This is a genomic window from Streptomyces mobaraensis NBRC 13819 = DSM 40847 (assembly GCF_017916255.1).
Taxonomy (GTDB): domain Bacteria; phylum Actinomycetota; class Actinomycetes; order Streptomycetales; family Streptomycetaceae; genus Streptomyces; species Streptomyces mobaraensis.
In genome coordinates, this window is sequence record NZ_CP072827.1 from 1,943,832 (window position 1) to 1,970,467 (window position 26,636).

The 26,636-nt window shown below is 72.9% G+C and carries 26 protein-coding genes; 4 read left to right on the plus strand and 22 right to left on the minus strand.

Annotated elements, in window-relative coordinates:
* Positions 1-43 precede the first annotated feature (43 nt).
* The 14 genes from J7W19_RS07880 to hisI all read right to left on the minus strand — a co-directional run bounded on the left by J7W19_RS07880 (position 44) and on the right by hisI (position 16,380).
* Positions 44-1,504 (minus strand): glutamate synthase subunit beta, encoded by a 1,461-nt coding sequence (locus tag J7W19_RS07880; protein ID WP_004949729.1) that lies wholly within the window; start codon positions 1,502-1,504, stop codon positions 44-46.
* Entirely contained in the window at positions 1,497-6,035 is a 4,539-nt protein-coding gene (gene gltB / locus J7W19_RS07885) for a glutamate synthase large subunit (RefSeq protein WP_004949727.1), read from the minus strand. The genes J7W19_RS07880 and gltB overlap by 8 nt, the downstream gene beginning before the upstream one ends.
* A 294-nt stretch (positions 6,036-6,329) precedes the next feature.
* Positions 6,330-7,061 (minus strand): VIT1/CCC1 transporter family protein, encoded by a 732-nt coding sequence (locus tag J7W19_RS07890; protein ID WP_004949726.1) that lies wholly within the window; start codon positions 7,059-7,061, stop codon positions 6,330-6,332.
* 375 nt (positions 7,062-7,436) lie between these two features.
* On the minus strand, positions 7,437-8,366 hold the full coding sequence (gene lgt, locus J7W19_RS07895) for a prolipoprotein diacylglyceryl transferase (protein ID WP_004949723.1): 930 nt from the start codon (positions 8,364-8,366) through the stop codon (positions 7,437-7,439).
* Between the two features lie 108 nt (positions 8,367-8,474).
* Positions 8,475-9,263, minus strand: coding sequence for a thioredoxin domain-containing protein (locus J7W19_RS07900; protein WP_004949722.1), 789 nt, complete (start codon positions 9,261-9,263; stop codon positions 8,475-8,477).
* A 127-nt stretch (positions 9,264-9,390) separates the two neighbouring features.
* On the minus strand, positions 9,391-10,209 hold the full coding sequence (gene trpA / locus J7W19_RS07905) for a tryptophan synthase subunit alpha (RefSeq protein ID WP_004949719.1): 819 nt from the start codon (positions 10,207-10,209) through the stop codon (positions 9,391-9,393).
* Positions 10,206-11,489, minus strand: coding sequence for a tryptophan synthase subunit beta (trpB, locus tag J7W19_RS07910; protein ID WP_004949717.1), 1,284 nt, complete (start codon positions 11,487-11,489; stop codon positions 10,206-10,208). Before trpB ends, trpA begins: the two co-directional genes overlap by 4 nt.
* Before the next feature lie 72 nt (positions 11,490-11,561).
* Positions 11,562-11,711 carry a tryptophan biosynthesis modulator TrpM gene (gene trpM / locus J7W19_RS33775; RefSeq protein ID WP_411848829.1) on the minus strand — a complete coding sequence of 50 codons (150 nt, stop codon included), beginning with the start codon at positions 11,709-11,711 and terminating at the stop codon, positions 11,562-11,564.
* A gap of 7 nt (positions 11,712-11,718) precedes the next feature.
* Positions 11,719-12,528 (minus strand): indole-3-glycerol phosphate synthase TrpC, encoded by an 810-nt coding sequence (gene trpC, locus J7W19_RS07915; protein ID WP_004949715.1) that lies wholly within the window; start codon positions 12,526-12,528, stop codon positions 11,719-11,721.
* A gap of 136 nt (positions 12,529-12,664) precedes the next feature.
* Complete coding sequence (locus J7W19_RS07920) at positions 12,665-13,186, minus strand: DUF2752 domain-containing protein (protein WP_004949713.1); 522 nt, start codon at positions 13,184-13,186, stop codon at positions 12,665-12,667.
* A 126-nt stretch (positions 13,187-13,312) separates the two neighbouring features.
* Positions 13,313-13,555: an HGxxPAAW family protein gene (locus J7W19_RS07925; RefSeq protein ID WP_004949711.1), complete on the minus strand. Its 243-nt coding sequence runs from the start codon at positions 13,553-13,555 to the stop codon at positions 13,313-13,315.
* A 143-nt stretch (positions 13,556-13,698) separates the two neighbouring features.
* Positions 13,699-14,349: a TIGR02234 family membrane protein gene (locus J7W19_RS07930; protein ID WP_004949709.1), complete on the minus strand. Its 651-nt coding sequence runs from the start codon at positions 14,347-14,349 to the stop codon at positions 13,699-13,701.
* Positions 14,350-14,392: 43 nt separating this feature from the next.
* On the minus strand, positions 14,393-15,943 hold the full coding sequence (locus J7W19_RS07935) for an anthranilate synthase component I (protein ID WP_004949706.1): 1,551 nt from the start codon (positions 15,941-15,943) through the stop codon (positions 14,393-14,395).
* Positions 15,944-15,954: 11 nt separating this feature from the next.
* Complete coding sequence (hisI, locus tag J7W19_RS07940; RefSeq protein WP_004949704.1) at positions 15,955-16,380, minus strand: phosphoribosyl-AMP cyclohydrolase; 426 nt, start codon at positions 16,378-16,380, stop codon at positions 15,955-15,957.
* Positions 16,381-16,444: 64 nt separating this feature from the next.
* On the opposite strand from hisI, the gene J7W19_RS07945 reads away from it, so the two are divergent.
* Both J7W19_RS07945 and J7W19_RS07950 read left to right on the plus strand, forming a co-directional pair.
* A complete protein-coding gene (locus tag J7W19_RS07945; RefSeq protein WP_158688806.1) occupies positions 16,445-17,356 on the plus strand; it encodes a hypothetical protein in 912 nt (303 codons plus the stop codon).
* A gap of 53 nt (positions 17,357-17,409) precedes the next feature.
* Positions 17,410-18,042, plus strand: a complete 633-nt coding sequence (locus J7W19_RS07950; protein ID WP_004949698.1) for a TIGR03085 family metal-binding protein — start codon at positions 17,410-17,412, stop codon at positions 18,040-18,042.
* 207 nt (positions 18,043-18,249) lie between these two features.
* Here J7W19_RS07950 and hisF read toward each other — a convergent pair whose 3' ends face one another.
* From hisF to hisD, 8 genes are read right to left on the minus strand one after another with little or no spacing between them, the layout of a single operon-like run.
* Complete coding sequence (gene hisF, locus J7W19_RS07955; protein WP_004955311.1) at positions 18,250-19,005, minus strand: imidazole glycerol phosphate synthase subunit HisF; 756 nt, start codon at positions 19,003-19,005, stop codon at positions 18,250-18,252.
* A complete protein-coding gene (locus J7W19_RS07960; RefSeq protein WP_040892702.1) occupies positions 19,002-19,406 on the minus strand; it encodes a RidA family protein in 405 nt (134 codons plus the stop codon). Before J7W19_RS07960 ends, hisF begins: the two co-directional genes overlap by 4 nt.
* Positions 19,403-20,128: a bifunctional 1-(5-phosphoribosyl)-5-((5-phosphoribosylamino)methylideneamino)imidazole-4-carboxamide isomerase/phosphoribosylanthranilate isomerase PriA gene (priA, locus tag J7W19_RS07965; RefSeq protein ID WP_004955317.1), complete on the minus strand. Its 726-nt coding sequence runs from the start codon at positions 20,126-20,128 to the stop codon at positions 19,403-19,405. Before priA ends, J7W19_RS07960 begins: the two co-directional genes overlap by 4 nt.
* A complete protein-coding gene (hisH, locus tag J7W19_RS07970) occupies positions 20,125-20,763 on the minus strand; it encodes an imidazole glycerol phosphate synthase subunit HisH (protein WP_152264295.1) in 639 nt (212 codons plus the stop codon). Before hisH ends, priA begins: the two co-directional genes overlap by 4 nt.
* Entirely contained in the window at positions 20,760-20,927 is a 168-nt protein-coding gene (locus J7W19_RS07975) for a hypothetical protein (RefSeq protein ID WP_004955321.1), read from the minus strand. The genes hisH and J7W19_RS07975 overlap by 4 nt, the downstream gene beginning before the upstream one ends.
* The gene (gene hisB / locus J7W19_RS07980) at positions 20,924-21,520 is read right to left on the minus strand and encodes an imidazoleglycerol-phosphate dehydratase HisB (protein WP_004955323.1); all 597 of its coding nucleotides are present in this window, start codon (positions 21,518-21,520) and stop codon (positions 20,924-20,926) included. Before hisB ends, J7W19_RS07975 begins: the two co-directional genes overlap by 4 nt.
* Entirely contained in the window at positions 21,517-22,620 is a 1,104-nt protein-coding gene (locus J7W19_RS07985) for a histidinol-phosphate transaminase (protein WP_004955325.1), read from the minus strand. Before J7W19_RS07985 ends, hisB begins: the two co-directional genes overlap by 4 nt.
* On the minus strand, positions 22,617-23,942 hold the full coding sequence (gene hisD, locus J7W19_RS07990) for a histidinol dehydrogenase (RefSeq protein WP_004955326.1): 1,326 nt from the start codon (positions 23,940-23,942) through the stop codon (positions 22,617-22,619). Before hisD ends, J7W19_RS07985 begins: the two co-directional genes overlap by 4 nt.
* 254 nt (positions 23,943-24,196) lie before the next feature.
* Between hisD and J7W19_RS07995 the strand changes: the two genes are divergently transcribed.
* Both J7W19_RS07995 and J7W19_RS08000 read left to right on the plus strand, forming a co-directional pair.
* Positions 24,197-25,798, plus strand: a complete 1,602-nt coding sequence (locus tag J7W19_RS07995; protein ID WP_004955328.1) for a hypothetical protein — start codon at positions 24,197-24,199, stop codon at positions 25,796-25,798.
* A 73-nt stretch (positions 25,799-25,871) separates the two neighbouring features.
* Positions 25,872-26,609 carry an LON peptidase substrate-binding domain-containing protein gene (locus tag J7W19_RS08000; protein WP_004955331.1) on the plus strand — a complete coding sequence of 246 codons (738 nt, stop codon included), beginning with the start codon at positions 25,872-25,874 and terminating at the stop codon, positions 26,607-26,609.
* Positions 26,610-26,636: the final 27 nt, after the last annotated feature.

Consider the following 26,636-nt stretch of genomic DNA (forward strand, 5'->3'; position numbering starts at 1 on the left):
GCCGACATCGGGAGCACGGACGTCACGATCAGCAACAAGCGCCTCAGACCGCCAGCGCCCGGTCCGTAGGCCGGATCGGCGCCGGCAGCGTGCTCGCCCCCGTCAGGTAGCGGTCGACGGCGCGTGCCGCCGAGCGGCCCTCCGCGATCGCCCAGACGATCAGCGACTGGCCACGCCCCGCGTCGCCGGCCACGAAGACGCCCGGCACGTTCGTCGCGTACGAGCCGTCACGGGCGATGTTCCCGCGCTCGTCCAAGGCCAGGCCGAGCTGGTCCACGAGACCATTCGCGCGGTCCGTCCCCGTGAAGCCCATCGCCAGCGTCACCAGCTGCGCCGGGATACGACGCTCGGTCCCCGGCTTCTGCTCCAGCCTGCCGTCCTTGAACTCCACCTCCACCAGGTGCAGCCACTGGACGTGACCGTCCTCGTCGCCCTCGAAGTGGGTCGTGGACACGGAGTAGACCCGCTCCCCGCCCTCCTCGTGCGCCGAGGTGACCTTGTACAGCATCGGGAACGTCGGCCACGGCTGCCCCGCCGACCGCTCCTCCCCCGGCCGCGGCATGATCTCCAGCTGCGTCACCGACAGGGCGCCCTGCCGGTGGGCGGTCCCGACACAGTCCGCACCCGTGTCACCCCCGCCGATCACCACCACGTGCTTGCCCTCCGCCGTGATGGTGGGCGCCACGTAGTCGCCCTCCTGCACCTTGTTGGCGACCGGCAGGTACTCCATCGCGAAGTGGATCCCGCGCAACTCCCGCCCGGGAACCGGCAGATCGCGCGACGTCGTCGCTCCCGCCGCCACGACGACCGCGTCGTACCTCCCGCGCAGCTTCGCCGCGTCGACGTCGCGCCCGATCTCGACCTCCGTGCGGAACTTCGTCCCCTCGGCCCGCATCTGCTCGATGCGCCGGTTGATGTGCCGCTTCTCCATCTTGAACTCGGGGATGCCATACCGCAGCAGTCCGCCGATCCGGTCCGCGCGCTCGTACACCGCGACCGTGTGACCCGCCCGGGTCAACTGCTGGGCTGCCGCGAGCCCGGCCGGGCCGGAGCCGATGACGGCGACCGTCTTGCCCGACAACCGCTCCGGCGGCTGCGGGGTGACGTCACCGGCCTCCCACGCCTTGTCGACGATCGTCACCTCGACGTTCTTGATGGTGACGGGCTGCTGGTTGATGCCCAGTACACACGCCGACTCGCACGGCGCCGGGCACAACCGCCCCGTGAACTCGGGGAAGTTGTTCGTCGCATGCAGCCGCTCGCTCGCCGCCCGCCAGTCGCCGCGCCACGCGTAGTCGTTCCACTCGGGGATGAGGTTCCCCAGCGGACAGCCGTTGTGGCAGAACGGAATGCCGCAGTCCATGCACCGGCCGGCCTGCTTGCTGATGATCGGCAGCAGCGCCCCGGGGACGTACACCTCGTTCCAGTCGCGGACGCGCTCCTCGACGGGACGGGTGCGGGCGACCTCGCGCCCGGTGGTCAGGAAGCCCTTCGGATCAGCCATGGGTCGCCGCCTCCATCATCTTCTCGTGGGTCTCGGTCTCGGAGAGACCGGCTCGCTCGGCGGCGTCCTTGGCGGCGAGCACTGCCTGGTACGTGGGCGGGACGACCTTGCGGAAGCGCGCCACCGCCGCGTCCCAGTCGGCGAGGAGGCCGGCCGCGACAGTGGATCCCGTCTCCTCCTGGTGGCGGCGCACCACGCCGTGCAGCCACCGCGCGTCGGCGGCGTCCAAAGCCCCGACCGCACCGGCCAGTTCCTTGTTGACGTTGCGCGGGTCGAGGTCGACGACGTAGGCGACACCACCCGACATGCCGGCCGCGAAGTTCCGTCCCGTCGGCCCGAGGACGACGGCCCGTCCGCCCGTCATGTACTCGCAGCCGTGGTCGCCGACGCCCTCCGACACGACGACCGCACCCGAGTTGCGGACGCAGAACCGCTCCCCGACCGCGCCCCGCAGGAACATCTCCCCGCCCGTGGCGCCATAGGCGAGCGTGTTGCCGGCGATGGTGGAGTACTCGGCGAGGTGGTCGGCGGCCCGGTCCGGCCGGACGACGATCCGGCCGCCGGACAGCCCCTTGCCGACGTAGTCGTTGGCGTCGCCCTCCAGCCGCAGGGTGACGCCGCGCGGCAGGAAGGCGCCGAACGACTGCCCGGCGGAACCGGTGAACGTGATGTCGATGGTGTCGTCGGGCAGCCCGGCGCCGCCGTACCGCTTGGTCACCTCGTGGCCGAGCATGGTGCCGACGGTCCGGTTGATGTTGCGGACGGGCACCTGGGCGCGCACCGGCTGCGCCTCCTCGGCGCCCACCGTGTCCAGCGCGTCGGCGGCCAGCTTGATCAGCTGGTTGTCGAGCGCCTTGGCCAGGCCGTGGTCCTGCGGGACGGCGTGGTGCCGGACGGCGCCCGCGGGCAGTTCGGGGACGTGGAACAGCGGGGCGAGGTCCAGCCCCTGCGCCTTCCAGTGGTCCACGGCCCGCCCGGTGTCGAGGAGTTCGGCGTGCCCGACGGCCTCCTCCAGCGTCCGGAAGCCCAGCTCGGCGAGCAGCTCCCGCACCTCCTCCGCGATGAACTCGAAGAAGTTGACGACGAACTCGGCCTTGCCCGCGAACCGTTCGCGCAGCACCGGGTTCTGCGTGGCGATGCCGACCGGGCAGGTGTCCAGGTGGCAGACGCGCATCATGACGCACCCGGAGACGACGAGCGGCGCGGTCGCGAAGCCGAACTCCTCCGCCCCGAGCAGCGCCGCGATGACGACGTCCCGCCCGGTCTTCAGCTGCCCGTCGGCCTGGACGACGATCCGGTCGCGCAACCCGTTGAGCAGCAGCGTCTGCTGGGCTTCGGCGAGGCCGAGTTCCCAGGGGCCGCCCGCGTGCTTGAGCGACGTCAGTGGCGAGGCGCCCGTCCCCCCGTCGTGTCCGGAGATCAGGACGACATCGGCGTGCGCCTTGGACACGCCCGCCGCGACCGTCCCGACGCCCACTTCCGACACCAGCTTCACATGGATGCGGGCGGCCGGGTTGGCGTTCTTCAGGTCGTGGATGAGCTGGGCGAGGTCCTCGATGGAGTAGATGTCGTGGTGCGGCGGCGGGGAGATGAGGCCGACGCCCGGCGTCGAGTGCCGCGTCTTCGCGACCCACGGGTACACCTTGTGGCCGGGCAGCTGGCCGCCCTCGCCGGGCTTGGCGCCCTGCGCCATCTTGATCTGGATGTCGTCGGCGTTGACCAGGTACTCGCTGGTCACCCCGAACCGCCCGGACGCGACCTGCTTGATGGCGCTGCGCCGCGCCGGGTCGTACAGCCGCTCCGGGTCCTCGCCGCCCTCGCCGGTGTTGGACTTGCCGCCCAGCCGGTTCATGGCGATAGCCAGCGTCTCGTGGGCCTCCTGGGAGATGGACCCGTACGACATCGCGCCGGTCGAGAACCGCTTGACGATCTCGCTCACCGGCTCGACCTCGTCCAGCGGCACGGGCTTCCGGTCGCTCGCGAACGCGAACAGCCCGCGGAGCGTCATCAGCCGCTCCGACTGCTCGTTCACCCGGTCGGTGTACTGCTTGAAGATGTCGTAGCGCCGGGTGCGGGTGGCGTGCTGGAGCCGGAAGACGGTGTCCGGGTCGAACAGGTGCGGCTCGCCCTCCCGCCGCCACTGGTACTCGCCGCCGATCTCCAGCCGCCGGTGGGTGGCGGGGACGCCGGTGGCGGGGTACGCCTTGGCGTGCCGGGCGGCGACCTCGCGGGCGATCACGTCCAGGCCGACCCCACCGATCTTGGTGGGGGTGCCGTGGAAGTAGGTGTCGACGAACGCCTCGTCGAGCCCGACGGCCTCGAAGACCTGGGCGCCGCGGTAGGAGGCGACGGTGGAGATGCCCATCTTGGACATCACCTTGAGCACGCCCTTGCCCAGTGCCTTGATGAGGTTGCGGATGGCGTCCTCGGGCGCGATGCCGCTGAGGAACGTGCCGGCGCGGACCAGGTCCTCGACGGACTCCATGGCGAGGTACGGGTTGACGGCCGCCGCGCCGTAACCGATGAGCAGCGCGACGTGGTGCACCTCGCGGACGTCCCCGGCCTCGACCAGCAGGCCCACGTGGGTGCGCTGCTTGGTGCGGATGAGGTGGTGGTGGATGGCCGAGGTGAGCAGCAGTGACGGGATGGGGGCGTGTTCGGCGTCGGAGTGCCGGTCGGAGAGGACGATCAGCCGGGCGCCGCCGGCGATGGCCGCGTCGGCCTCCGCGCACATCGCCTCCAGCCGCGCGGCCAGCGCCTCGCCGCCGCCGGAGACCCGGTACAGACCGGACAGGGTGGCGGCCTTGAGGCCGGGCAGGTCGCCGTCGGCGTTGATGTGGATGAGCTTGGCCAGCTCGTCGTTGTCGATGACGGGGAACGGCAGGGTGACGCTGCGACAGGACGCGGCCGTCGGCTCCAGCAGGTTGCCCTGCGGGCCGAGCGAGGAGACCAGCGAGGTGACCAGCTCTTCCCGGATGGCGTCCAGCGGCGGGTTGGTGACCTGGGCGAACAGCTGGGTGAAGTAGTCGAAGAGCAGCCGCGGGCGCGCGGAGAGCGCGGCGATCGGCGAGTCCGTGCCCATCGAACCGATCGGCTCCGCACCGGAGCCGGCCATCGGCGCGAGGATGACGCGCAGTTCCTCCTCCGTGTAGCCGAAGGTCTGCTGGCGGCGGGTGACGGAGGCGTGGGTGTGCACGATGTGCTCGCGCTCGGGGAGGTCCTTGAGCTCGATCAGCCCGGCCTCCAGCCACTCCTGGTACGGCTGCTCGGCGGCGAGGCCGGCCTTGATCTCGTCGTCCTCGATGATGCGGTGGCCGGCCGTGTCGACCAGGAACATCTTCCCCGGCTGGAGGCGGCCCTTGCGGACGACCCGGGCGGGGTCGATGTCCAGGACGCCGACCTCGGAGGAGAGGACGACCAGCCCGTCGTCGGTGACCCAGTACCGGCCGGGACGCAGCCCGTTGCGGTCGAGAACGGCGCCGACGAGGGTGCCGTCGGTGAAGGTGACGCAGGCCGGTCCGTCCCAGGGCTCCATCAGCGTGGAGTGGTACTGGTAGAAGGCGCGCCGGGCCGGGTCCATGGAGGCGTGGTGCTCCCATGCCTCGGGGATCATCATCAGCACGCTGTGCGGCAGCGAACGCCCGCCCAGGTGCAGCAGTTCCAGCACCTCGTCGAAGGAGGCGGAGTCGGACGCGTCCGGGGTGCAGACCGGGAACGTCCGCTCCAGGCTGCCTTCCGTCCCGAACAGCCCGGACGCCAGCTGCGATTCGCGGGCGCGCATCCAGTTGCGGTTGCCGTTGACGGTGTTGATCTCACCGTTGTGGGCGACGAACCGGTACGGGTGGGCGAGCGGCCAGCTGGGGAACGTGTTGGTGGAGAAGCGGGAGTGGACCAGCGCGATGGCCGTGGCGAACCGGCGGTCGGACAGGTCCGGGAAGAAGGGCTCCAACTGGCCGGTGGTCAGCATGCCCTTGTAGACGATCGTGCGGGCGGAGAGCGACGGGAAGTAGACGCCGGCCTCGCGCTCGGCGCGCTTGCGCAGTACGAACGCCTTGCGGTCGAGGGCGATCCCGCTGCTCTCTCCGTCGGCCACGAACAGCTGCCGGAACTCCGGCATGGTGGCGCGGGCCGCGCTGCCGAGCAGCTCGGGGGCGACGGGGACGGTACGCCAGCCGAGGACGGTCAGTCCTTCCTCGGCGGCGATCGTCTCGATGCGCGAGACGCCCTCGCCCCCGGTGGGCAGGAACGCGATGCCGACGGCGTACGCGCCCGGCTCCGGGAGGGCGAAGTCCACGGCCTCGCGGAGGAAGGCGTCCGGGACCTGGAGCAGGATGCCGGCGCCGTCGCCCGAGTCCGGCTCGGAGCCGGTGGCGCCGCGGTGCTCCAGGTTGCGCAGGACGGTGAGCGCCTGTTCCACCAGGGCGTGGCTCGCCTCGCCGGTCAGTGTCGCGACAAAGCCGACGCCGCAGGCGTCGTGCTCATGGCGGGGGTCGTACATCCCCTGCTGAGCGGGGTGGGATGCAGAACGCATCGGCGCTCCCGTCGTCTTGGCAGTCATGGCGGTGCATGTGCCGAGGGACGACGCTGGCCCTCCGCGAAATTTGGTGCAGGTTACATGATGACCCGCTTCTCGCACAGTGGAAGATGGATTCCACTATGTGGACAACACGGCAGGTTTGACGAGATCCACGAGGGTGGAGCGCACACTGCGCGGGCCGCACTGCCCACGGGCGCTTGTGAAGATGTGCCCTGTTGCCGAAGGGTTGAAACCGCGCGGAAACCCGCTCGTGACGCGTGTTCGTTATGCGGTGACCCGCATAGAGCATCACCCGACAGCGGTCCCGAAGGCAATACCCAGGAGATACGTCACACCGGCCGCCGCCCCGCCCAGCAGCAGCTGCCGCAGCCCGCTGAACCACCAGCTGCGCGCCGTCACCCGGGCGACGACCGCACCGCACGCGAACAGCCCCAGCAGCGCCAGCAGCACCGCGGGCCACAGCTGCGTGGCGCCCAGCAGATACGGGAGGACGGGCAGCAGCGCGCCCAGCGCGAACGAGCCGAACGAGGCGAGGGCCGCCGTCATCGGCGAGGGCAGGTCGGAGGGGTCGATGCCCAGCTCCTCCCGGGCGTGGATCTCCAGCGCCTGCTCCGGGTCCTTCGACAGCTGCCGCGCCACCTCCCGCGCGAGCGCCGGCTCCACTCCGCGCGACTCGTAGAGCGCGGCCAGCTCCTCCAGCTCGTCGGTCGGGTGTTTCCGCAGCTCACGCCGCTCGATGTCCAGCTCCGCGAGGACCAGCTCACGCTGCGACGCGACGGAGGTGTACTCCCCCACCGCCATCGAGAACGCGCCCGCCGCGAGCCCGGCGAGCCCCGTGATCACCAGCGTCTTCGAGGACGCCTCCCCGCCCGCGACGCCCGTCAGCAGCGCGAGGTTCGACACGAGCCCGTCCATGGCCCCGAACACGGCCGGGCGCAGCCAGCCGCCGTTCACATCGCGGTGCGTGTGGTTGTCGCGGTGGGCTATGTGCGTCGCCGCGGCGGTGTCGAGGACGGCCATGGTGAGTTGCTCCTTCGCCGGGGGGGCGGGCCTTGCGCCCTGATCCCTACCGGTTCGAAGGTACGCGCGAGTGGCATGTCCGCGCTAGCAAGGAAGGCCGAACTTACCTCGCTGACCTGCGGGTTTGTGCCTGGCCCCGGTCCCGCCCTTTCGCCGTTTCCTGGGGCTGCCGCCCCAGACCCCCTTTTCGCGGCTCCGCCGCTCGTCCTCAAACGCCGGACGGGCTGAAGTGTGCGCCCGGGCGCGAAATCCAGCCCGTCCGGCGTTTGAGGACAACCGCGCGGAGCGCGGTTTCAGGGGGTGCGGGGGCCGGCCCCCGCAAGAAACGGGAAGGGGCGGGACAGGGGCAACCCCCATCCCGCCCCAGCCCACCGCTCAGAGCTTCTTGGCCGTCTCAGGCCCACCCGCAGACTTCGGAGCATCCGCCGGCTTCGCCGGAGAAGCGTCCTTCACGTCCGAACCGGACTCGTCCGGCGCCGCGTCGGAGACGCCCGGCTCCACCACGGCCTCCCGCCCGGGAACCTTCCGAGCGGAGACGACCATGTACACCACCGCCGCGATGAACACCAGGATCGACGTCCACCCGTTGAGCCGCAGCCCCAGCACATGATGCGCGTCGTCCACCCGCAGGTACTCCGTCCAGAAGCGCCCCACCGTGTAAGCCGCGACGTACAGCGCGAACGCCCGCCCGTGCCCCAGCTTGAAGCGCCGGTCGGCCCAGATCACCAGGGCTGCGACGCCGAGGCACCACAGCGACTCGTACAGGAACGTCGGGTGGTACGTACCCGCGACCCGCCCGATCCCGGGGTCCGCGTCGATCTTCAGCGCCCACGGCAGATCCGTCGGCTTCCCGTAGAGCTCCTGGTTGAACCAGTTGCCCCACCGGCCGATCGCCTGGGCCACCGCGATGCCGGGGGCGACGGCGTCCGCCCAGGCGGGCAGCGGGATGCCGCGCCGGCGGCAGCCGATCCAGGCGCCGACCGCACCCAGCGCCACCGCGCCCCAGATGCCGAGCCCGCCCTCCCAGATCTTGAAGGAGTCGACCCAGTTCCGGCCCTCGCCGAAGTACAGCTCGTAGTCGGTGATCACGTGGTAGAGCCGGCCGCCGACGAGGCCGAAGGGCACGGCCCAGACGGCGATGTCGGCGACGGTCCCGGCCCGGCCGCCGCGCGCGACCCAGCGTCGGTTGCCGAGCCAGACGGCGGCGAAGACGCCGATGATGATGCAGAAGGCATAGCCGCGCAGCGGGACCGGCCCCAGGTGGAGGACGCCGGTCGACGGGCTGGGAATGTATGCGAGATTCATGGCACCACCGACGCTACCCTGCCGGGGCGCGCGACCGGCAACCCACCCGGGACAACAGCTGCGTAACGGGCCCCGTGCCCCGCACGCAGCGCGAGCCCCCGAACCGCCTCAGTGCTTCTTCTTGGCGGCGGCCACCACCATCTCCCGCAGCTTCGCCGGGGTCAGCGGATGCGCGGGGTCCCCGTAGACGCTCTTCCCGTCGAGCAGCACCGTCGGGGTCGCCTTGTAGGCGCCCTTCCGGAACGCCTCGTGCGCCTGCTTCACCCAGCTGTCGTGCGTGCCGTCGTCCACGCACTTCTGGAAACCGGGGGTGTTCAGCCCGGGCACCTGCCCGGCCAGCTCGTACAGCCGGGAGGTCTCGGCGAAGGCGTCCTTCGTCTCGGGCGGCTGGTTCTTGTAGAGGACGTCGTGGAACGCGGCGAACTTGCCGACGTCCTGCGCGCACGCCGCCGCGTTGGCGGCCCGGAGCGAGCCCGTGCCGCCCAGGTTCCGGTCGATGAGGGTGACGATGTGGTACTCGGTCTTGAGCTTGCCCTCCTGTTCCAGGTCACGCACGGTCTCCCGGTACGCGTTCTCGAACAGGCCGCAGGCCGGGCAGCGGAAGTCCTCGTAGACGGTGAGGGTGGCCTTGGCGGCCTTCTTGCCGACCGGGATGGTGGAGCCGTCCTTGCCGAGGGCCCCCTGCGGCGGCAGCGGCGGGCCGGCCGCCTCGTCCTTCTTCTCCCCGCCCGTGTTCGCGACCACGGCCGCGACCCCGGCGCCGGTCCCCAGCACCCCCACCACCGCCAGCCCCGCGATCAACGCCCGTTTGCGCTTGGCGCGGGCGGCGTCCTTCTCGCGCTGTTCCTGCAGCCGCTCGCGGGCGCTGCGCTTTCCCTCGCTGTGCTTCTCGTTCACGTCCCCGTACAACGAACCGGGGGTGCGCCCCAGCGCACCCCCGGTCCCAGGTTCCTTCGAACGGATTACCCGGCCTGGTCCGTCCCGGGATCACGCCCCAGGACCACGCCCAGGGCCGCGCCCGGGGTCAGCCCCGCTTGCGGACGCCGTCCGCCAGCTCCCCGGCCAGTTCCCGCACCGCCGCCAGCCCGGCCGCCTCGTCCGGGGCGTCCAGCAGCCGCTTGACGAACGCCGAGCCGACGATCACCCCGTCCGCGAACCCGGCGACCTCGGCGGCCTGCGCCGCGTCGGAGACGCCGAGCCCGACGCAGACGGGCAGCGCGGTGCCGGTGGCGCGGGTGCGCTCGACCAGTTCCTTGGCCTGGGCGCCGACGGACGCGCGGGTTCCGGTGACGCCCATCAGCGAGGCCGCGTAGACGAAGCCGCTGCCCGCCGCGGTGATCGTGGCGAGCCGCTCGTCCTTGCTGCTCGGCGCGACGACGAAGACCGTCGCCAGCCCGTGCTTGCCCGCGTGCTCGCGCCACAGGTCCGACTCCTGCACGGGCAGGTCGGGCAGGATGCAGCCGGCGCCGCCCGCCTCGGCCAGCTCGGCGGTGAAGCGCTCCACGCCGTAGCGGTCGATGGGGTTCCAGTACGTCATGACGAGCACGGGCTTGCCGGTGGCCGCGTGGGCCTCCCGGACCGTCCGCATGACGTCCGCGATCCGGACGCCGCCCTTCAGGGCGATGTCGTCGGCGGTCTGGATGACGGGGCCGTCGAGGACGGGGTCGCTGTGCGGCAGCCCCACCTCCACCACGTCCGCGCCGCCGTCGAAGACGGCCTTGATCGCCGCGATGCCGCCGTCCACGGTCGGGAAGCCGGCCGGGAGGTAGGCGATGAGCGCGGCGCGGTCCTCGGCCTTCGCGGCGGCGAGGGTGTCGGCCAACAGCTGTACGTTCCCGCTCACTTGGCGTCCCCCTCGATCTCTGCGGTGTCGGTGCGGTCGGCGGCCACCTCGGCGTCGGTGTCGTAGAGGCCGAAGTAGCGGGCGGCGGTGTCCATGTCCTTGTCGCCGCGGCCGGACAGGTTGACGACGATCAGGCCGTCCTCGCCCAGTTCCCGGCCGACCTCCAGGGCCCCGGCGAGCGCGTGGGCGCTCTCGATGGCCGGGATGATGCCCTCGGTGCGGGACAGCAGGCGCAGCGCCCGCATCGCGGCGTCGTCGGTGACCGCGCGGTACTCGCCGCGGCCGGAGTCCTTGAGGTAGGCGTGCTCCGGTCCGACGCCGGGGTAGTCCAGGCCGGCCGAGATGGAGTACGGCTCGGTGATCTGCCCCTCGTCGTCCTGGAGGACGTAGGACCGGGAGCCGTGCAGGATGCCCGGTTCGCCCGCGGTCAGGGTGGCCGCGTGCTCGCCGGTCTCGACGCCGTGCCCGGCCGGCTCGCAGCCGATGAGCCGGACGCCCGCGTCGGGGATGAACGCGTGGAACAGGCCGATGGCGTTGGAGCCGCCGCCGACGCAGGCGACGGCCGCGTCGGGCAGCCGCCCGGCGCGCTCCAGGATCTGCCGGCGGGCCTCGACGCCGATGACCCGGTGGAAGTCGCGGACCATGGCGGGGAAGGGGTGCGGCCCGGCGACCGTACCGAAGAGGTAGTGCGTGTGGTCGACGTTGGCGACCCAGTCGCGGAACGCCTCGTTGATGGCGTCCTTCAGGGTGCGGCTGCCGGACTTGACGGCGATGACCTCGGCGCCGAGCATCCGCATCCGGGCGACGTTGAGGGCCTGCCGCTCGGTGTCGACCTCGCCCATGTAGATGGTGCAGTCGAGGCCGAAGAGGGCGCAGGCGGTGGCCGTGGCGACGCCGTGCTGGCCGGCGCCGGTCTCCGCGATGACGCGCGTCTTGCCCATCCGCTGGGTGAGCAGGGCCTGGCCCAGCACGTTGTTGATCTTGTGGGAACCGGTGTGGTTGAGGTCCTCGCGCTTGAGAAACACCCGGGCGCCGCCCGCGTGTTCGGCGAACCGCGGCACCTCGGTGAGGGAGCTGGGCCGCCCGGTGTAATTGACCATCAGGTCGTCGAGCTCGGCGGCGAACGACGGGTCGGACTTGGCCTTCTCGTAGGCGACGGCGACCTCGTCCACGGCGGCGACCAACGCCTCGGGGATGAAGGTGCCGCCGAAGGCGCCGAAGTAGCCCGCCGCGCTGGGCACCTGGCCCGCGGGGTCGGGAACGAAGAACTCAGAGGACACGGAGGTACTCCTGTGACAGATGAGGCGGCGGGCAGGGGGAAGGCACCCCGCGCTCGCCGAAGGGACCGACTGCTACGGAGCGGTCCCGCGCCATCGGCGCCCGTTGATCTGTCCGGGCTCGCACCCGATGTGGTAGCGGACGCGGCGTCCGCGCACCCGCCGCGCGGGCGCGCGGCAGCCCCGGGGGCGGCACCCCCGGGCCAGGCGCGCGTACGCGGTCATGCCGTCCTCAGCTCCTGCCGTGCCGCAGGGCCGGGTGGGCGCCGGCGGCGACCAGGTCGGCGACGGCCGCCTTGGGGTCGCGGCCGGTCACCAGGGACTCGCCGACGAGCACCGCGTCGGCGCCGTCGTTGGCGTAGGCGATGAGGTCGTGCGGGCCGCGCACACCGGACTCGGCGATCTTGACGATGCCGTCCGGGATCTCGGGGGCGACCCGGGCGAAGGTGCCGCGGTCGACCTCCAGCGTCCTCAGGTCGCGCGCGTTGACGCCGATGACGCGGGCGCCGGCGGCCACCGCCCGCTCGACCTCCTCCTCGTCGTGCACCTCGACCAGCGGGGTGAGCCCGATGGACTCGGCCCGCTCGATCAGGGAGACCAGGGCCTCCTGCTCCAGGGCGGCGACGATCAGCAGCGCGAGGTCGGCGCCGTAGGCGCGAGCCTCCCACAGCTGGTAGGCGGTGACGATGAAGTCCTTGCGCAGGACCGGGATGTCGACCTTGGCGCGGACGGCCTCCAGGTCGGCGAGCGAGCCGCCGAAGCGGCGCTGCTCGGTCAGCACACTGATGACGGAGGCACCACCGGCCTCGTAGTCGGCGGCCAGCCCGGCGGGGTCGGCGATGGCGGCCAGCGCGCCCTTGGACGGGCTGGAGCGCTTGACCTCGCAGATCACGGCGACGTTCTCACCGCGGAGGGCGGCGGCGCCGTCCCTGGCCTGCGGGGCCTTCGCGGCCCGCTCCTTGAGCTCGTCGAGGCTGACGCGCGCCTGCCGCTCCGCGAGGTCGGCACGGACTCCGTCGATGATCTCGTCGAGCACACTCACGCGAGCGGCCCCCTTCCGGGCTCGGATGATCTGGGCTGATGCGGTTCGTACTCGTCCCACCAGCACACTGTGATGGTACTTGCCGCCGGCCGCGGGTCGCGCATCCGGTTGACGGCGGCGTCGCGGGCGCCGGGTGTCACGGCGTGAGGAAGTCCCCGCAGGGCAGGTTCCGCACCACGGTGAACGCCAGCACCAGCAGGCCGACCCCCCACCAGTGCGCCGGCCGCAGGGCCAGCGGCATCCCGCCGTCGCGGCGCACCGCGCGGACGCACCAGACCGCCCAGAGGACGGCGAAGACGGCGTAGCCCGGGACGGCGAGGGCGTTGGCGCGCAGGGCGGCGGCGAGGTCGCCGTGCAGCAGGGCGTGCAGCCCGCGCAGGCCGCCGCAGGCGGGGCAGAGCAGGCCGGTGTGGCGCAGCAGCGGGCAGACGGGGTAGTGGCCGGGCTCGTTCGGGTCCACCGCCGCGACCAGGGCCGCCGCCGCGCCGAGCCCGGCGGCGACGCCCAGCGGCGCGCCCAGCCGGCGGAGAGACGGGCGGCGGGGGGACGGACGGCGGACGGGCGGCGCGGCGTCCCGGCCGGGGGCGAAGCCGGGCCGCCGGCCTGGTCCCGGGCCTGATCCCGGACGCGGCCCCGGACCGGAAGCGGGCTCCCTCACGCCGCCAGTGTCCGCCGGAACGCGCGAAGGCGCGGCTCGGGACGCCCGTACGGATGATCAGGACGATCGGTACGGGTTCCGGGCCGCGCCTTCGCGCGAGGGCGGTACGGGTACGGGGACCGCCGGTCAGCCGTTCTGCGGCTGCGCCTCGGCCTTGGGCCGCGAGCCCATCTTGGGGGCCTGGCCGAGGCCCATGAGGCGCATGATGCCGCCGACGACCGCGCCGAGCAGGATGACGCCGACACCGGCCCAGAAACCGACCGGCTTGGCCATCACGATGAACGCGCTGGCGACGCAGAAGCCGATGAAGGAAATGATGACACCGGTCCAGGCGGCCGGGGTCTGTCCGTGGTGTACCTGACCCGACATGACTTGACTCCTCGTTGCTGGGGGTCGCCGAATCGCGCCTGCGGGCGGCGCATGACCCTCGCGGTCATTGTCCCTGACGGCCCGTGACCGTCTCGACGTGGGGTGGGCGTGGGCGAGCGGGCTCCGGGACCGCCCGGCGGCGGCTACCGGGGCGCGGTGTCGCCGGTGGGGTCCTCCCCCCGGTCGAGGGCCTTCCAGATCTCCTCGGGCCGCTCGGGGTCCGGCGCGCGGCGCGGCCGACGGGGGCGCGGGCTGCCGTCGCGCTCGTACCGGCCGCCCATGGCGGGCCAGTGCCGGCCGTAGCGCAGCGCGAGCAGCCCGGCGAGCAGCAGCAGGACGCCGCCGGCCAGGGCCACCCACGGCCAGGGGGTGTGGCTGACGTGCTCGACGGCGGCGCTGGACAGGCCGGTGGTCCTGGCGGCCTTCTCCTCCAGGGCCCCCGTGTCGGAGGCGCCGGTGACGGAGCCCACGACGACGCCCGCGCCGCAGAGCGCCAGCACCGCGGCGACCAGCGTCCGGCCGGCCCGGCGCACGGCGAAGACGGCGACGAGCGCGGCCAGGCCGACGATGGCGAGGGCACCGGGCAGGCCGGTGACGTCCTGGCCGGTGGCCTGCTCGCGGGCCGCGTCGCGGACGCCCGCCGCCGTGCCCTCGACCCAGGTCCGGCCGCCGGCGAGCAGCACGAGCGCGGCGCCGGCCGCCGTGAGGAACAGGGCGGCGCCGACGCTGCGCCGGGCGCTCCGGCCGGGGGCGGGCTCGGTGCGGGTGCGGGGGTGGGGTACGGCTGCGCTCACGCTTCCACTATCCCCTGCGCCGGTGCGGGCCGCGCAGCCGGGGTCACGCCGGTGCCCCCGGGCGGGTGAGCCGGGCGGCGCCGTGCACGGCCCGCAGTACGGCGGCGGCCTTGTTGCGGCACTCGGTGTCCTCGGCGACCGGGTCGGAGTCGGCGACGACGCCCGCGCCCGCCTGGACGTAGGCGGTGCCGTCCCGCAGGACGGCGGTGCGGATGGCGATGGCGGTGTCGGAGTCCCCGGCGAAGTCCAGGTAGCCGACGCAGCCGCCGTACAGGCCGCGGCGGGACGGTTCGAGCTCCTCGATGATCTGCATGGCCCGGGGCTTGGGCGCGCCGGAGAGGGTGCCGGCCGGGAAGCAGGCGGTGAGCACGTCGAACGCCGTCCGGCCGGGCGCGAGACGGCCGGTGACGGTGGAGACGATGTGCATGACGTGGCTGTAGCGCTCGATCGACATGAAGTCGACGACCTCGACGCTGCCCGGCTCGCAGACCCGGCCCAGGTCGTTGCGGCCGAGGTCGACGAGCATCAGGTGCTCGGCGCGCTCCTTGGGGTCGGCGAGGAGTTCCTCGGCGAGGGCGGCGTCGGCCTGCGGGGTGGCGCCGCGCGGGCGGGTGCCCGCGATGGGGTGGACCATGGCCCGCCCGTCCTCGACCTTCACCAGCGCCTCGGGGCTGGAGCCGACGACCTGGAAGCCGTCGAACTGGAAGAGGTACATGTACGGGCTGGGGTTGGTCGCCCGCAGCACCCGGTAGACGTCCAGCGCGGACGCCTCGCACGGCGTCTCGAACCGCTGCGAGGGCACCACCTGGAACGCCTCGCCCGCCCGGATGCGCTCCTTGATGTCCTCGACGGCCGCCTGGTAGTCGGCGCCGCCCCAGCGGGCGGTGAACTCCGGCAGTTCGGCGGAGGGCAGCACGGTGGGGTGCGTGGGGACGGGCCGGTGCAGATCGGCGGTCATCGCGTCGAGGCGGGCGACGGCGTCCGCGTACGCCTCGTCGACGCCCGTCTCCAGGTCGTTGTGGTTGATCGCGTTGGCGATCAGCAGGACCGTGCCGTTCCAGTGGTCGAGGACGGCGAGGTCCGAGGTGAGCAGCATGGTGAGCTCGGGCAGCCCGAGGCCGTCGCCCTCCCCGTGCCGGTCGCCGATCTTCTCCAGGCGGCGGACGACGTCGTAGCCCAGGTAGCCGACCATGCCGCCGGTGAAGGGCGGCAGCCCGGCGCCCTCGATGAGGTCGCGCGGGGTGTGCAGCGCCTCGACGGTCGCCCGCAGGGTGCGCAGCGGGTCGCCGTCGGTGGGGACGCCGACGGGCGGGGTGCCCAGCCAGTGGGTCTCGCCGTCCCGCGCCGTGAGGGTGGCGGCGCTGCGCACGCCGATGAACGAGTAGCGCGACCAGCTCCGGCCCTGTTCCGCGGACTCCAGCAGGAACGTGCCCGGCCGCTCGGCGGCGAGCTTGCGGTAGAGGGCGACGGGGGTGTCGCCGTCGGCCAGGAAGCGCCGGGTGACCGGGATGACCCGGCGGTCCTTGGCCAGCGCGCGGAAGGTGTCGGCGTCGGGGATCTGAGCGGGCCCCGGAGCGATGGAGGTGGCAGCCATGGCAGCGGAGCCTACTGGCCCAGCGGCAGGTCTCCGGCGTCGAAACAGGTGCGCGTCCCGGTGTGGCACGCCGGACCGGTCTGGTCGACCTTGACGAGGAGGGTGTCGCCGTCGCAGTCCAGGGCCACGGACTTGACGTGCTGGACGTGGCCGGAGGTGTCGCCCTTGACCCAGTACTCGCTCCGGCTGCGGCTCCAGTAGGTGCACCGGCCGGTGGTGAGGGTGCGGTGCAGCGCCTCGTCGTCCATCCAGCCGAGCATCAGCACCTCGCCGGTGTCGTACTGCTGGGCGACGGCCGGCACCAGGCCCTCGGCGGTGCGCTTGAGGCGCGCGGCGACGGCGGGATCGAGCGCGGTGCTGCCGGGGACGGCGGGGCGGGAGGAGCGAGAGGAGCCGGTGGGGCCGGACTCGGAACTGGAAAGGGGCTTGCCGGTCATGGAGCCATTGTGCCGCTCTTGGACCGGTCGCATGGATGTCCGAGGGATACGGCATGCTTCCGTCATGACATCACCGCCTCCTCCCCCTCCCTCCAACCCGCCGCAGCCGCCCGGGGGCGGCGGCGGCTTCGGACCGCCGTCGGGCTTCGGGCCGCCGCCCGAGCAGCCCCCGCCCTACGGCGACGGACAGCAGGGCCCCGGCGGGCAGCCCCCGTACGGCGGGCAGCCGCCCTACGGCGGGCAGCCGCCCTACGGCGGCCAGTCCCCGTACGGGCAGGGCCCGCAGCCGTACGGCCAGAACCAGCCGCCCGGATACGGCCCTTACGGAGCGCAGCCCGGCATGAATCCGCCGCCCTCGGGGGGCGGCGGAGCGAAGGTCGCCGGCATCGTGGTGTGCGCGGTGCTGGTGCTCGGCCTGATCGTGGGCGGCGTCATCTTCGCCACCAAGGACTCGGGTGGCGACGACAAACCGTCCGCGAAGGGCTCGTCCTCCCCCAGCACCTCGTCGAGCGAGGCCCCGACGTACAGACCGTCGCCGCTGCCGACGCTCCCGCACATACCCCTGCCCCCGACGAGTTCCGCCGAGCCGTCGCCCTCCGGCTCGTCGTCGATCGTGGTCCCCATGGTCGTCGTCAAGCCCGGCGAGTGCTTCGACCACCCGGCGATGACCCCGTCCGTCACCCGCGTCGAGAAGAAGTCCTGCGACGGCAGCCACGACGGCGAGGCGATCACCAACCGGACGCTGAGCAACGGCCTGCTGACCGAGTCGGAGATCCAGGAGAAGGCCCGCGGCCTGTGCAAGCCGGACGCCGAGCGGCGGCTGCGCGCCGTGAACGACGGCCGCCTGTACTACTACTTCGCCCTCTACCCCAACGAGCGGACGTACCTGCTGACCGGTGAGCGCCGGGTCACCTGCTGGATCGCCCGCAGCGACAAGCCGGGCGGCGCCAAGCTGACCGCCCCCCTGCCCGAGTAGCCGGCGGGCGCGGCGCCATGGCACGGCGGCGGCGCCGACCGTAGGCTGCCGCCATGTCGACCCACGCACAGCGCGAACGCCTGCTTCTCGCGGATCTGTTGGAGACCGCGGGTCCGAACGCCCCGACGCTCTGCCAGGGGTGGAGCGCCCGCGATCTCGCGGCCCACGTCGTGGTGCGCGAACGCCGCTCGGACGCCGCGGCGGGCGCCCTGTTCAAACCACTGGCCGCCCGCCTGGAACGGGTCCAGGCCGAGTTCGCCGCCAAGCCCTACGAGGAGCTGATCCAGCTCATCCGGACCGGGCCGCCGCGCACCTCGCCGTTCGCCCTCAAGCAGATCGACGAGGCGGCGAACACGGTCGAGTTCTACGTCCACACCGAGGACGTGCGCCGCGCCCAGCCCGACTGGACGCCGCGCGAACTCGATCCCGTCTTCGCCGACGCGCTCTGGGCCCGCCTGGAGAAGATGGCCCGCGTCCTGGGCCGCAAGGCGCCCGTCGGCGTCGTCCTCCGCCGCCCGGACGGCCGCACGGCGGTGGGGAACCGGGGCGTTCCCGTGGTGACGGTCACCGGTGAGCCCGGTGAGCTGACCCTCTTCGCCTTCGGACGGCAGTCCGCCGCGCGGGTGGAGCTGGAGGGCGACGAGGTCGCCAAGGCGAAGCTGCTGGCGGCGCGTCTGGGGTTGTGAGAGTGCCCCAGTCCCGCCCTTTCACCGTTTCTTGCGGGGGCAAGCCCCCGCACCCCCTGAAACCGCGCTCCGCGCGGTTGTCCTCAAACGCCGGACGGGCTGAATATCAGCCCGTCCGGCGCTTGAGGACGAGCGGCGAAGCCGCGAAAGGGGGGTCTGGGGGCGCAGCCCCCAGGAAACGGCGAAAGGGCGGGACCGGGGCAAACCTCACCGCACGGGATGCCCCGCATCCCGCAACGCCCCCTTGACCTCCCCGATCCGCAGATCACCGAAGTGGAAGACGGAAGCCGCGAGCACCGCGTCAGCGCCCGCGGCCACCGCAGGAGCGAAATCGGCAAGCTTGCCCGCGCCCCCACTGGCGATGACCGGCACGGACACATGCCGCCGCACAGCGGCGATCATCTCCGTGTCGTACCCGTCCTTCGTCCCGTCGGCGTCCATCGAGTTGAGCAGGATCTCCCCCGCCCCCAGCTCCGCCGCCCGATGCGCCCACTCGACCGCGTCGAGCCCGGTCCCCCGCCGCCCACCATGGGTGGTGACCTCGAAGGACCCGGACGGAGTCCGCCGCGCGTCGACGGACAGCACGAGGACCTGCCGCCCGAAGCGCTCGGCGATCTCCCGTACGAGGTCCGGCCGCTCGATGGCGGCGGTGTTCACACCCACCTTGTCGGCCCCGGCCCGCAGCAGCTTGTCGACGTCGTCGGCGGTCCGCACGCCGCCGCCCACGGTCAGCGGGATGAAGACCTGCTCGGCGGTCCGCCGGACCACGTCGTACGTGGTCTCGCGGTTGCCGGAAGAGGCGGTGATGTCGAGGAAGGTGAGCTCGTCGGCGCCCTCCCGCCCGTACACGCGGGCCATCTCGACGGGGTCGCCCGCGTCGCGCAGGTTCTGGAAGTTGACCCCCTTGACGACGCGGCCGTTGTCCACGTCCAGGCAGGGGATGACTCGGACCGCGAGGGTCACGCCGATGCTCCTCTGAATGCTTCTACTTCTACTTCGACCAGGACGCGCGAGTCGACGAAGCCGGACACCACGACCATGGTCGCGGCGGGCCGGATCCCGTCGAAGAGCTCCTTGTGGGCGCGGCCGACCGCGTCCACGTCCCGCGCGTGGGTCAGGTACATCCGGGTGCGGACGACGGACTCGGGGCCGAGGCCGAACTCCTCCAGCGCGGCGAGGGCGTTGGAGAAGGCCGCCCGGGCCTGCTCGTACGGGTCGCCCTCGCCGACCAGGACGCCGTCCACCAGCGGCATGGTCCCGGCGACGTGCACCCGGTCCCCGGCCGCCACGGCGCGCGCGAAGCCGATCGTCGCTTCCCAGGGACTGTCTGTCTGTACGCGTCGCGGGGCCGGGGTCTCACTCATACGGACACTGCCTCCAGGGCCTCTTCCAAGGTGAACGCCTTCGCGTAGAGGGCCTTGCCCACGATCGCGCCTTCGACACCCTCCGGTACCAGACTGGCGATGGCCCGCAGGTCGTCAAGGGAGGAGACGCCGCCGGAGGCGACGACGGGCTTGTCGGTGGCGGCGCAGACGTTCTTCAGCAGTTCCAGGTTGGGGCCCTGGAGGGTGCCGTCCTTGGCGATGTCGGTGACGACGTAGCGGGCGCAGCCCTCGGAGTCGAGGCGGGCCAGCGTCTCGTAGAGGTCGCCGCCGTCGCGCGTCCAGCCGCGTCCGCGCAGCGTGGTGCCGCGCACGTCGAGGCCGACGGCGATCTTGTCGCCGTGCTCGGCGATGACGCGGGCCACCCACTCGGGGGTCTCCAGCGCGGCGGTGCCCAGGTTGACGCGGGTGCAGCCGGTGGCGAGGGCGGCGGCCAGCGAGGCGTCGTCGCGGATGCCGCCGGAGAGCTCGACCTTGATGTCCATGGCCCGGACGACCTCGGCGATCTGTGCCCGGTTGTCACCGGTGCCGAACGCCGCGTCCAGGTCGACGAGGTGGAGCCACTCGGCACCGGCCTGCTGCCAGGCCCGCGCGGCGGCCAGCGGGTCGCCGTACGAGGTCTCGGAGCCCGACTCGCCATGGACGAGGCGCACGGCCTGGCCGTCGCGGACGTCGACGGCGGGGAGGAGTTCGAGCGTGGTCACAGGGTTCCGATCCAGTTGGTGAGGAGCTGGGATCCGGCGTCGCCGGACTTCTCGGGGTGGAACTGGGTGGCCCACAGGGGCCCGTTCTCGACGGCCGCGACGAACGGCTCGCCGTGCTCGGCCCAGGTCACCAGGGGCGGCTTGATGGCCTCGTTGGTGACTTCGAGGCTCCAGTCGCGGACGGCGTAGGAGTGCACGAAGTAGTAGCGGGTGTCCGCGTCGAGGCCGGCGAAGAGGGCGGAGCCCTCGGCGGGGGTGACGGTGTTCCACCCCATGTGCGGCACGACCGGGGCCTTGAGCGGCTCGACCGTGCCGGGCCACTCGTCCAGGCCGTCGGTCTCGACGCCGTGCTCGACGCCCCGGGCGAAGAGGACCTGCATGCCGACGCAGATGCCCATCACGGGCCGGCCGCCGGACAGCCGCCGGTCGACGATCCAGTCGCCGCGCGCCGCGCGCAGCCCGCTCATGCAGGCGGCGAACGCGCCGACGCCGGGGACGAGGAGGCCGTCGGCGTTCATGGCCCGGTCGAAGTCCCGGGTGATCTCGACGTCGGCGCCGACGTGCGCGAGGGCCCGCTCGGCCGACCGGACGTTGCCGAACCCGTAGTCGAAGACGACGACTTTCTTGGCGCTCATGACCACAGGCTTTCGATCCGCATCACACCGGCGGTCAGCGCCATCGCGGCACCGATGCCGAGCAGCACGATGACGCCCTTGGGCATCCCCTGCTTGGCGAAGGAGATGATCCCGCCGACCAGGAAGAGCCCGACCAGGATCAGGGCGGTGGACATGCCGTTCACAGCGCCCCCTTGGTGGACGGGAGGATCCCGGCCGCGCGCGGGTCGCGCTCGCACGCGTACCGCAGCGCCCGCGCCAGCGCCTTGAACTGGCACTCCACGATGTGGTGCGCGTTGCGCCCGTACGGCACGTGGACGTGCAGCGCGATCTGCGCCTGGGCGACGAAGGACTCCAGTATGTGCCGGGTCATCGTCGTGTCGTAGGTGCCGATCATCGGCGCGATGTTCTCGGGCTCGGTGTGCACCAGGTACGGGCGGCCGGAGAGGTCGACGGTCACCTGGGCCAGCGACTCGTCCAGCGGGACCGTGCAGTTGCCGAACCGGTAGATGCCCACCTTGTCGCCGAGCGCCTGCCGGAAGGCGGCGCCCAGCGCGAGGGCGGTGTCCTCGATGGTGTGGTGGGTGTCGATGTGCAGGTCGCCGTCGGTCTTGACGGTGAGGTCGAACAGCCCGTGCCGGCCGAGCTGGTCGAGCATGTGGTCGTAGAAGCCGACGCCCGTCGACACGTCGACCTGCCCGGTCCCGTCGAGGTCTATCTCGACCAGGACGGACGTCTCCTTGGTGGTCCGCTCGACGCGACCCACGCGGTGGTTCATCGGTTCTCCTTCATGACGGCGCGCACCGCGTCCAGGAACGCGTCGTTCTCCTCGGGGGTGCCCGCGGTGACCCGCAGCCGGCCGGGCACGCCGTTGTCCCGGACCAGGACGCCCCGGTCGAGAATGGCCTGCCAGGCGGCGTGGGCGTCCTCGAACACCCCGAACTGGACGAAGTTCGCGTCGGACGCGGTGACCTCGCAGCCCATCGCCCGCAGCTCGGTGACCAGGCGGTCGCGTTCGGACTTCAGCCGCTCGACGTAGCCGAGCAGGGTGTCGGTGTGCTCCAGCGCCGCGAGGGCGGTCGCCTGGGTGACGGACGAGAGGTGGTACGGCAGCCGGACGAGCTGCACGGCGTCCACCACCGCCGGGTCGGCGGCGAGGTAGCCCAGCCGCAGCCCGGCCGCGCCGAACGCCTTGGACATCGTCCGCGAGACGACCAGGTGCGGCCGGCCCGCGAGCAGCGGCAGCAGCGACGGGTGGTGGCTGAACTCGCCGTACGCCTCGTCGACGACGACCATCGACGGCTTGGCCGCCTGCGCGGCGTCGTACAGCCGCAGCACGGTCTCCGCGTCGACGGCGGTGCCGGTGGGGTTGTTGGGCGAGCAGACGAAGACCACGTCGGGGCGGTGCTCGGCGATGGCCTCGACCGCCGCGTCCACGTCGATGGTGAAGTCGTCCCGGCGCGGCCCGGCGAGCCAGCCGGTGCCGGTGCCCCGGGAGATCAGCGCGTGCATCGAGTACGAGGGCTCGAAGCCCATCGCCGTGCGGCCGGGCCCGCCGAAGGTCTGCAGCAGCTGCTGGAGCACCTCGTTGGAGCCGTTGGCCGCCCACACGTTGGCGCACGCGACCTCGTGCCCGCCGGTGCGGCTGAGGTACGCGGCCAGGGCGGTGCGCAGCTCGACCGCGTCCCGGTCGGGGTAGCGGTTGAGGTCCCGGGCGGCCTCGGCGACGCGCTCGGCGATCCGGGCGACCAGGGCCTCGGGCAGCGGGTAGGGGTTCTCGTTGGTGTTCAGCCGGACGGGGACGTCGAGCTGCGGCGCGCCGTACGGGGACTTGCCGCGCAGTTCGTCCCGGATGGGGAGTTCGTCGATGCCGGTCACGCGCTCTTACCGGGAACCTTCCAGTCGAACCTCGCCTTGAGCGCCGCGCCGTGCGCCGGCAGGTCCTCCGCCTCCGCCAGCGTCACCACGTGGTGGGTGACGTCGGCGAGCGCGTCGCGGCTGTAGTCGACGACGTGGATGCCGCGCAGGAAGGACTGCACGGACAGGCCGGAGGAGTGGCAGGCGCAGCCGCCGGTGGGCAGGACGTGGTTGGAGCCGGCGCAGTAGTCGCCGAGCGAGACGGGCGCGTACGGGCCGACGAAGACCGCGCCGGCGTTGCGGACCCGGGCGGCGACGGCGGAGGCGTCGGCGGTCTGGATCTCCAGGTGCTCGGCGGCGTAGGCGTCGACGACCTTGAGGCCCGCCTCGATGTCGTCGACGAGGACGATGCCGGACTGCCGGCCGGCCAGCGCCTCGGTGATCCGCTCCGCGTGCTTGGTCGCCGCGACCTGGGTCTTCAGCTCGGCCTCGACGGCCTCGGCGAGCGCCTCGGAGGGCGTGACGAGGACGGCGGCGGCCAGCGTGTCGTGCTCGGCCTGGCTGATCAGGTCGGCGGCGACGTGCGCCGCGTCGGCGGTGTCGTCGGCCAGGATCGCGATCTCGGTCGGGCCGGCCTCGGCGTCGATGCCGATCCGGCCCTTGAGCAGCCGCTTGGCGGCGGCGACCCAGATGTTGCCGGGGCCGGTGACGAGCTGGGCGGGCCGGCACTCGTCGGTGCCGTAGGCGAACATGGCGATCGCCTGCGCGCCGCCGGCCGCGTACACCTCGTCCACGCCGAGCAGGGCGCAGGCGGCGAGGATGGTCGGGTGCGGCAGGCCGTCGAACGCGGCCTGCGGCGGCGAGGAGACGGCGAGCGAGGAGACGCCGGCCTCCTGCGCGGGCACGACGTTCATCACGACGGACGAGGGGTAGACGGCGTTGCCGCCCGGCACGTACAGGCCGACGCGCTCGACGGGCACCCAGCGCTCGGTGACCGTGCCGCCGGGGACGACGGTGACGGTCTTGTCGGTGCGGCGCTGCTCGCGGTGGACGAGGCGGGCGCGGCGGATGGACTCCTCCAGGGCGGCGCGGACCGCCGGGTCCAGCTCCGCCAGGGCGCGCTCGATCGCCTCGGGCGCGACGCGCACCCGGTCGATGGTGACGCCGTCGAACTTCTCCGCGTAGTCGATCAGTGCCGCCGTCCCGCGATGATGCACGTCCTCGCAGATGGGCCGCACCTTCTCCAGGGCGGCCTCGACGTCGAGTTCGGCTCGGGGCAGCAGGTCGCGGTCGATGACGCCGTCGGTGACGGCTCCGCCGCGCAGATCGATTCGGGAGATCACATGGCCAATTGTCTCAGACCCGTCCCGCCGCACGGCTCTCCGTACCACCCAGTGATACGCCGGCCGGGAATGGATCTTCACTCCACGGCACCCGCCGCCCGGGCCCGGCCGGGGTGCTTGACGGACGCCCGTCAAAGTCGTCGCACGCTGCGTGTTCAAGGGGTCACCCACCGGGAATCGAGCCAGTACGCGGGGCCGACGCCACGGGGGTGACAGGCGCCGGGCGCCGCCCGAGCGTGAGAAGGGAGGGGACCGTGACCGCGTCACCCGACGGAGATCCGCCCCTTGGCCTGGAGCTCACCCCCGCCGAACTGGGCATGTGGCGGGCGTTCCGCTCCGGCACCACCCATGACCTGCGCACCCCGCACCCGGAGCGGAACGACCCCGAGGGCCCGTACACCTGGGGCCCCGAACGCAGCGTGCGGGCCCAGGTGATCGCGCTGCTGCTGCTCGACGGCCCGCCCGCGTTACCCGGCCGGGTGCCGGCCCTCAAGCTCAACGGTGTGCAGATCACCGGGCTGCTGGACCTGTCCGGCGGCACGGTCGTCCCCTACGTGGAGTTGCAGAACTGCCGCTTCGAGCAGCAGGTGCTGCTGCCCGAGTGCCGGTTCACCACCCTGCGGCTGGTCGGCTGCACCCTGCCCCGGCTGGAGGCCGCCCGGCTGCACACCGAGGGCGACCTGCACCTGCCGCGCTGCGTCGTCCGGCGCGGGATCCGGCTCAGCGACGCCCGGGTCGGCACCGACCTGCTGCTCAACCAGGCCGTGGTCCGCCGCGACCGGCGCGGGGTGTGCATCGCCGCCGACGGCCTCACCGTCGGCCAGGACCTCCAGGCGGAGCTGGCCCGGGCGTACGGGGAGCTGAGCCTGCGCGGCGCGAAGATAGGCGCCTCGCTCAGCCTGCGCGGCACCACCCTCAGCAACCCCTTCGGGCGGCGGGCGCTCAACGCCCCGCAGCTCACCGTCGAACGCACCGTCTACCTCACCCCCGCCGCCGAGGACGGCCCGGTGGTGTCCGGTGCCACGCCCCCGTACGGGATCTCCCCGACCGGTCCCGTGTACGGGACGCGGCTGCGGAACTTCAGCTGCGAGGGCGGGCTGCGGCTGGACGACGGGCGGTTCGGGGACGCGCTCGACCTCAGCGGGGCGCGGCTGGCGCTCTCCGACGGCCAGGAGGTCTCGCTGCGCCGCATCCAGACGCCGGAGCTGCGCTTCCTCGGGCAGCGCCCCGAACACGGGCGGGTGGTGCTGTCGGGCGCCCGGGTCGTCAACCTCGTCGACCGGTGGGAGAGCTGGCCGGGGCCGGGCGGGCTGGTGATGGCCGGGTTCTCGTACGAGACGCTGATACCGCACGGCTCGTTCCCGCTGCCCCGGCGGCTGGAGTGGGTGTCCGCCGCGACGCCGGAGTACGCGCCCGAGCCCTACGAGTGCCTGGCCGCCTCGCTGCGGGACAGTGGCGAGGACACCGACGCCCGGGCGGTGCTGCTCGCCAAGCAGCGGCGGCGCCGCGAGACGCTGCCGCTCGCCGGGAAGGCGTGGGGGTACCTCCAGGACTGGACGGTGGCCTACGGCTACCGCCCCGGGCGGGCGGCGCTCTGGATGGCCGTGCTGTGGGCCCTGGGCACCCTGTGGTTCGCCCGGCATCCGCTGCCGCCGGTCAAGCCCGAGGAGTCGCCCACCTGGAACGCCGCGCTCTACACCCTCGACCTGCTGCTGCCCGTCGTCGACCTCGGCCAGGGCCAGGCGTGGAAGACCGAGGGGGCCGGGCAGTGGCTGGCCACGGCGCTGGTGCTGATCGGCTGGGTGCTGGCGACGACGGTCGCGGCGGGTGCGTCGCGGCTGCTGCGGCGGCAGTGACGGAGGCCGGGGGCCGGGCGGCGGGAAGCCGGGAGAAGCGCCGCCACCCCCGCAGGGCCTAGGCTTACCGGCTGTGACCACCGCGCGCCTCCCGATCTTCCCCCTCAACTCGGTGCTGTTCCCGGGCCTCGTCCTGCCTCTGAACGTCTTCGAGCAGCGGTACCGCGCGATGATGCGCCACCTCGCGGAACTGCCCGACGACGCCCCGCGCCGGTTCGGCGTCGTGGCCATCCGCGACGGCTTCGAGGTGGCGCACAGCGCCCCCGGCCTGCCGGACGGGACCCGTCCGGAACCGGGCCCGGCGACGGGCTTCGGCCCGGACCCGCTGGCCGCGTTCCACACCGTCGGCTGCGTGGCGGACGCCGCGACGTTGCGAGAGCGCCCGGACGGCACGTACGAGGTGCTGGCCACCGGGACGACCCGGTTCCGGCTGCTGTCGGTCGACGCCTCCGGCCCGTTCCTCACCGGGGAGACGGAGGAGCTGGAGGAACGTCCCGGCGAGGGGGCCGGAGCGCTGGCCTCCGGGGTGCTGCGGGCCTTCCGCGCCTACCAGAAGCGGCTGGCGGGGGCCAGCGAACGGACCCTGGCCGGCCGGCAGGACATCCCCGAGGAGCCGTCCGTGCTCTCGTACCTGGTCGCCTCGGCCGCCATGCTCGACGTCCCCGCCAAGCAACGGCTCCTCCAGGCCCCCGACACCGCGTCCCGGCTGGCGGACGAACTGCGGCTGCTGCGCACCGAGACGGCCTTGATCGGTAAGCTCCCCTCGCTGCCCGCGGTGGACTTCACCCGGCGGCCGACGAGTCCCAACTGACCCCCAACCGAGCGGAGGCGACGGGCT

Coding starts and splice junctions, on each gene's coding strand:
- J7W19_RS07925 (WP_004949711.1), bottom strand. CDS start 13,555: ATGTCGGGTCAGGTACACCACGGACAGACCCCGGCCGCCTGGACCGGT.
- J7W19_RS07935 (WP_004949706.1), bottom strand. CDS start 15,943: ATGGCTGCCACCTCCATCGCTCCGGGGCCCGCTCAGATCCCCGACGCC.
- hisI (WP_004949704.1), bottom strand. CDS start 16,380: ATGACCGGCAAGCCCCTTTCCAGTTCCGAGTCCGGCCCCACCGGCTCC.
- J7W19_RS07890 (WP_004949726.1), bottom strand. CDS start 7,061: ATGGCCGTCCTCGACACCGCCGCGGCGACGCACATAGCCCACCGCGAC.
- gltB (WP_004949727.1), bottom strand. CDS start 6,035: ATGCGTTCTGCATCCCACCCCGCTCAGCAGGGGATGTACGACCCCCGC.
- J7W19_RS07960 (WP_040892702.1), bottom strand. CDS start 19,406: ATGAGTGAGACCCCGGCCCCGCGACGCGTACAGACAGACAGTCCCTGG.
- J7W19_RS07950 (WP_004949698.1), top strand. CDS start 17,410: ATGTCGACCCACGCACAGCGCGAACGCCTGCTTCTCGCGGATCTGTTG.
- lgt (WP_004949723.1), bottom strand. CDS start 8,366: ATGAATCTCGCATACATTCCCAGCCCGTCGACCGGCGTCCTCCACCTG.
- trpM (WP_411848829.1), bottom strand. CDS start 11,711: ATGACCGCGTACGCGCGCCTGGCCCGGGGGTGCCGCCCCCGGGGCTGC.
- hisH (WP_152264295.1), bottom strand. CDS start 20,763: ATGAGCGCCAAGAAAGTCGTCGTCTTCGACTACGGGTTCGGCAACGTC.
- J7W19_RS07945 (WP_158688806.1), top strand. CDS start 16,445: ATGACATCACCGCCTCCTCCCCCTCCCTCCAACCCGCCGCAGCCGCCC.
- J7W19_RS07880 (WP_004949729.1), bottom strand. CDS start 1,504: ATGGCTGATCCGAAGGGCTTCCTGACCACCGGGCGCGAGGTCGCCCGC.
- hisB (WP_004955323.1), bottom strand. CDS start 21,520: ATGAACCACCGCGTGGGTCGCGTCGAGCGGACCACCAAGGAGACGTCC.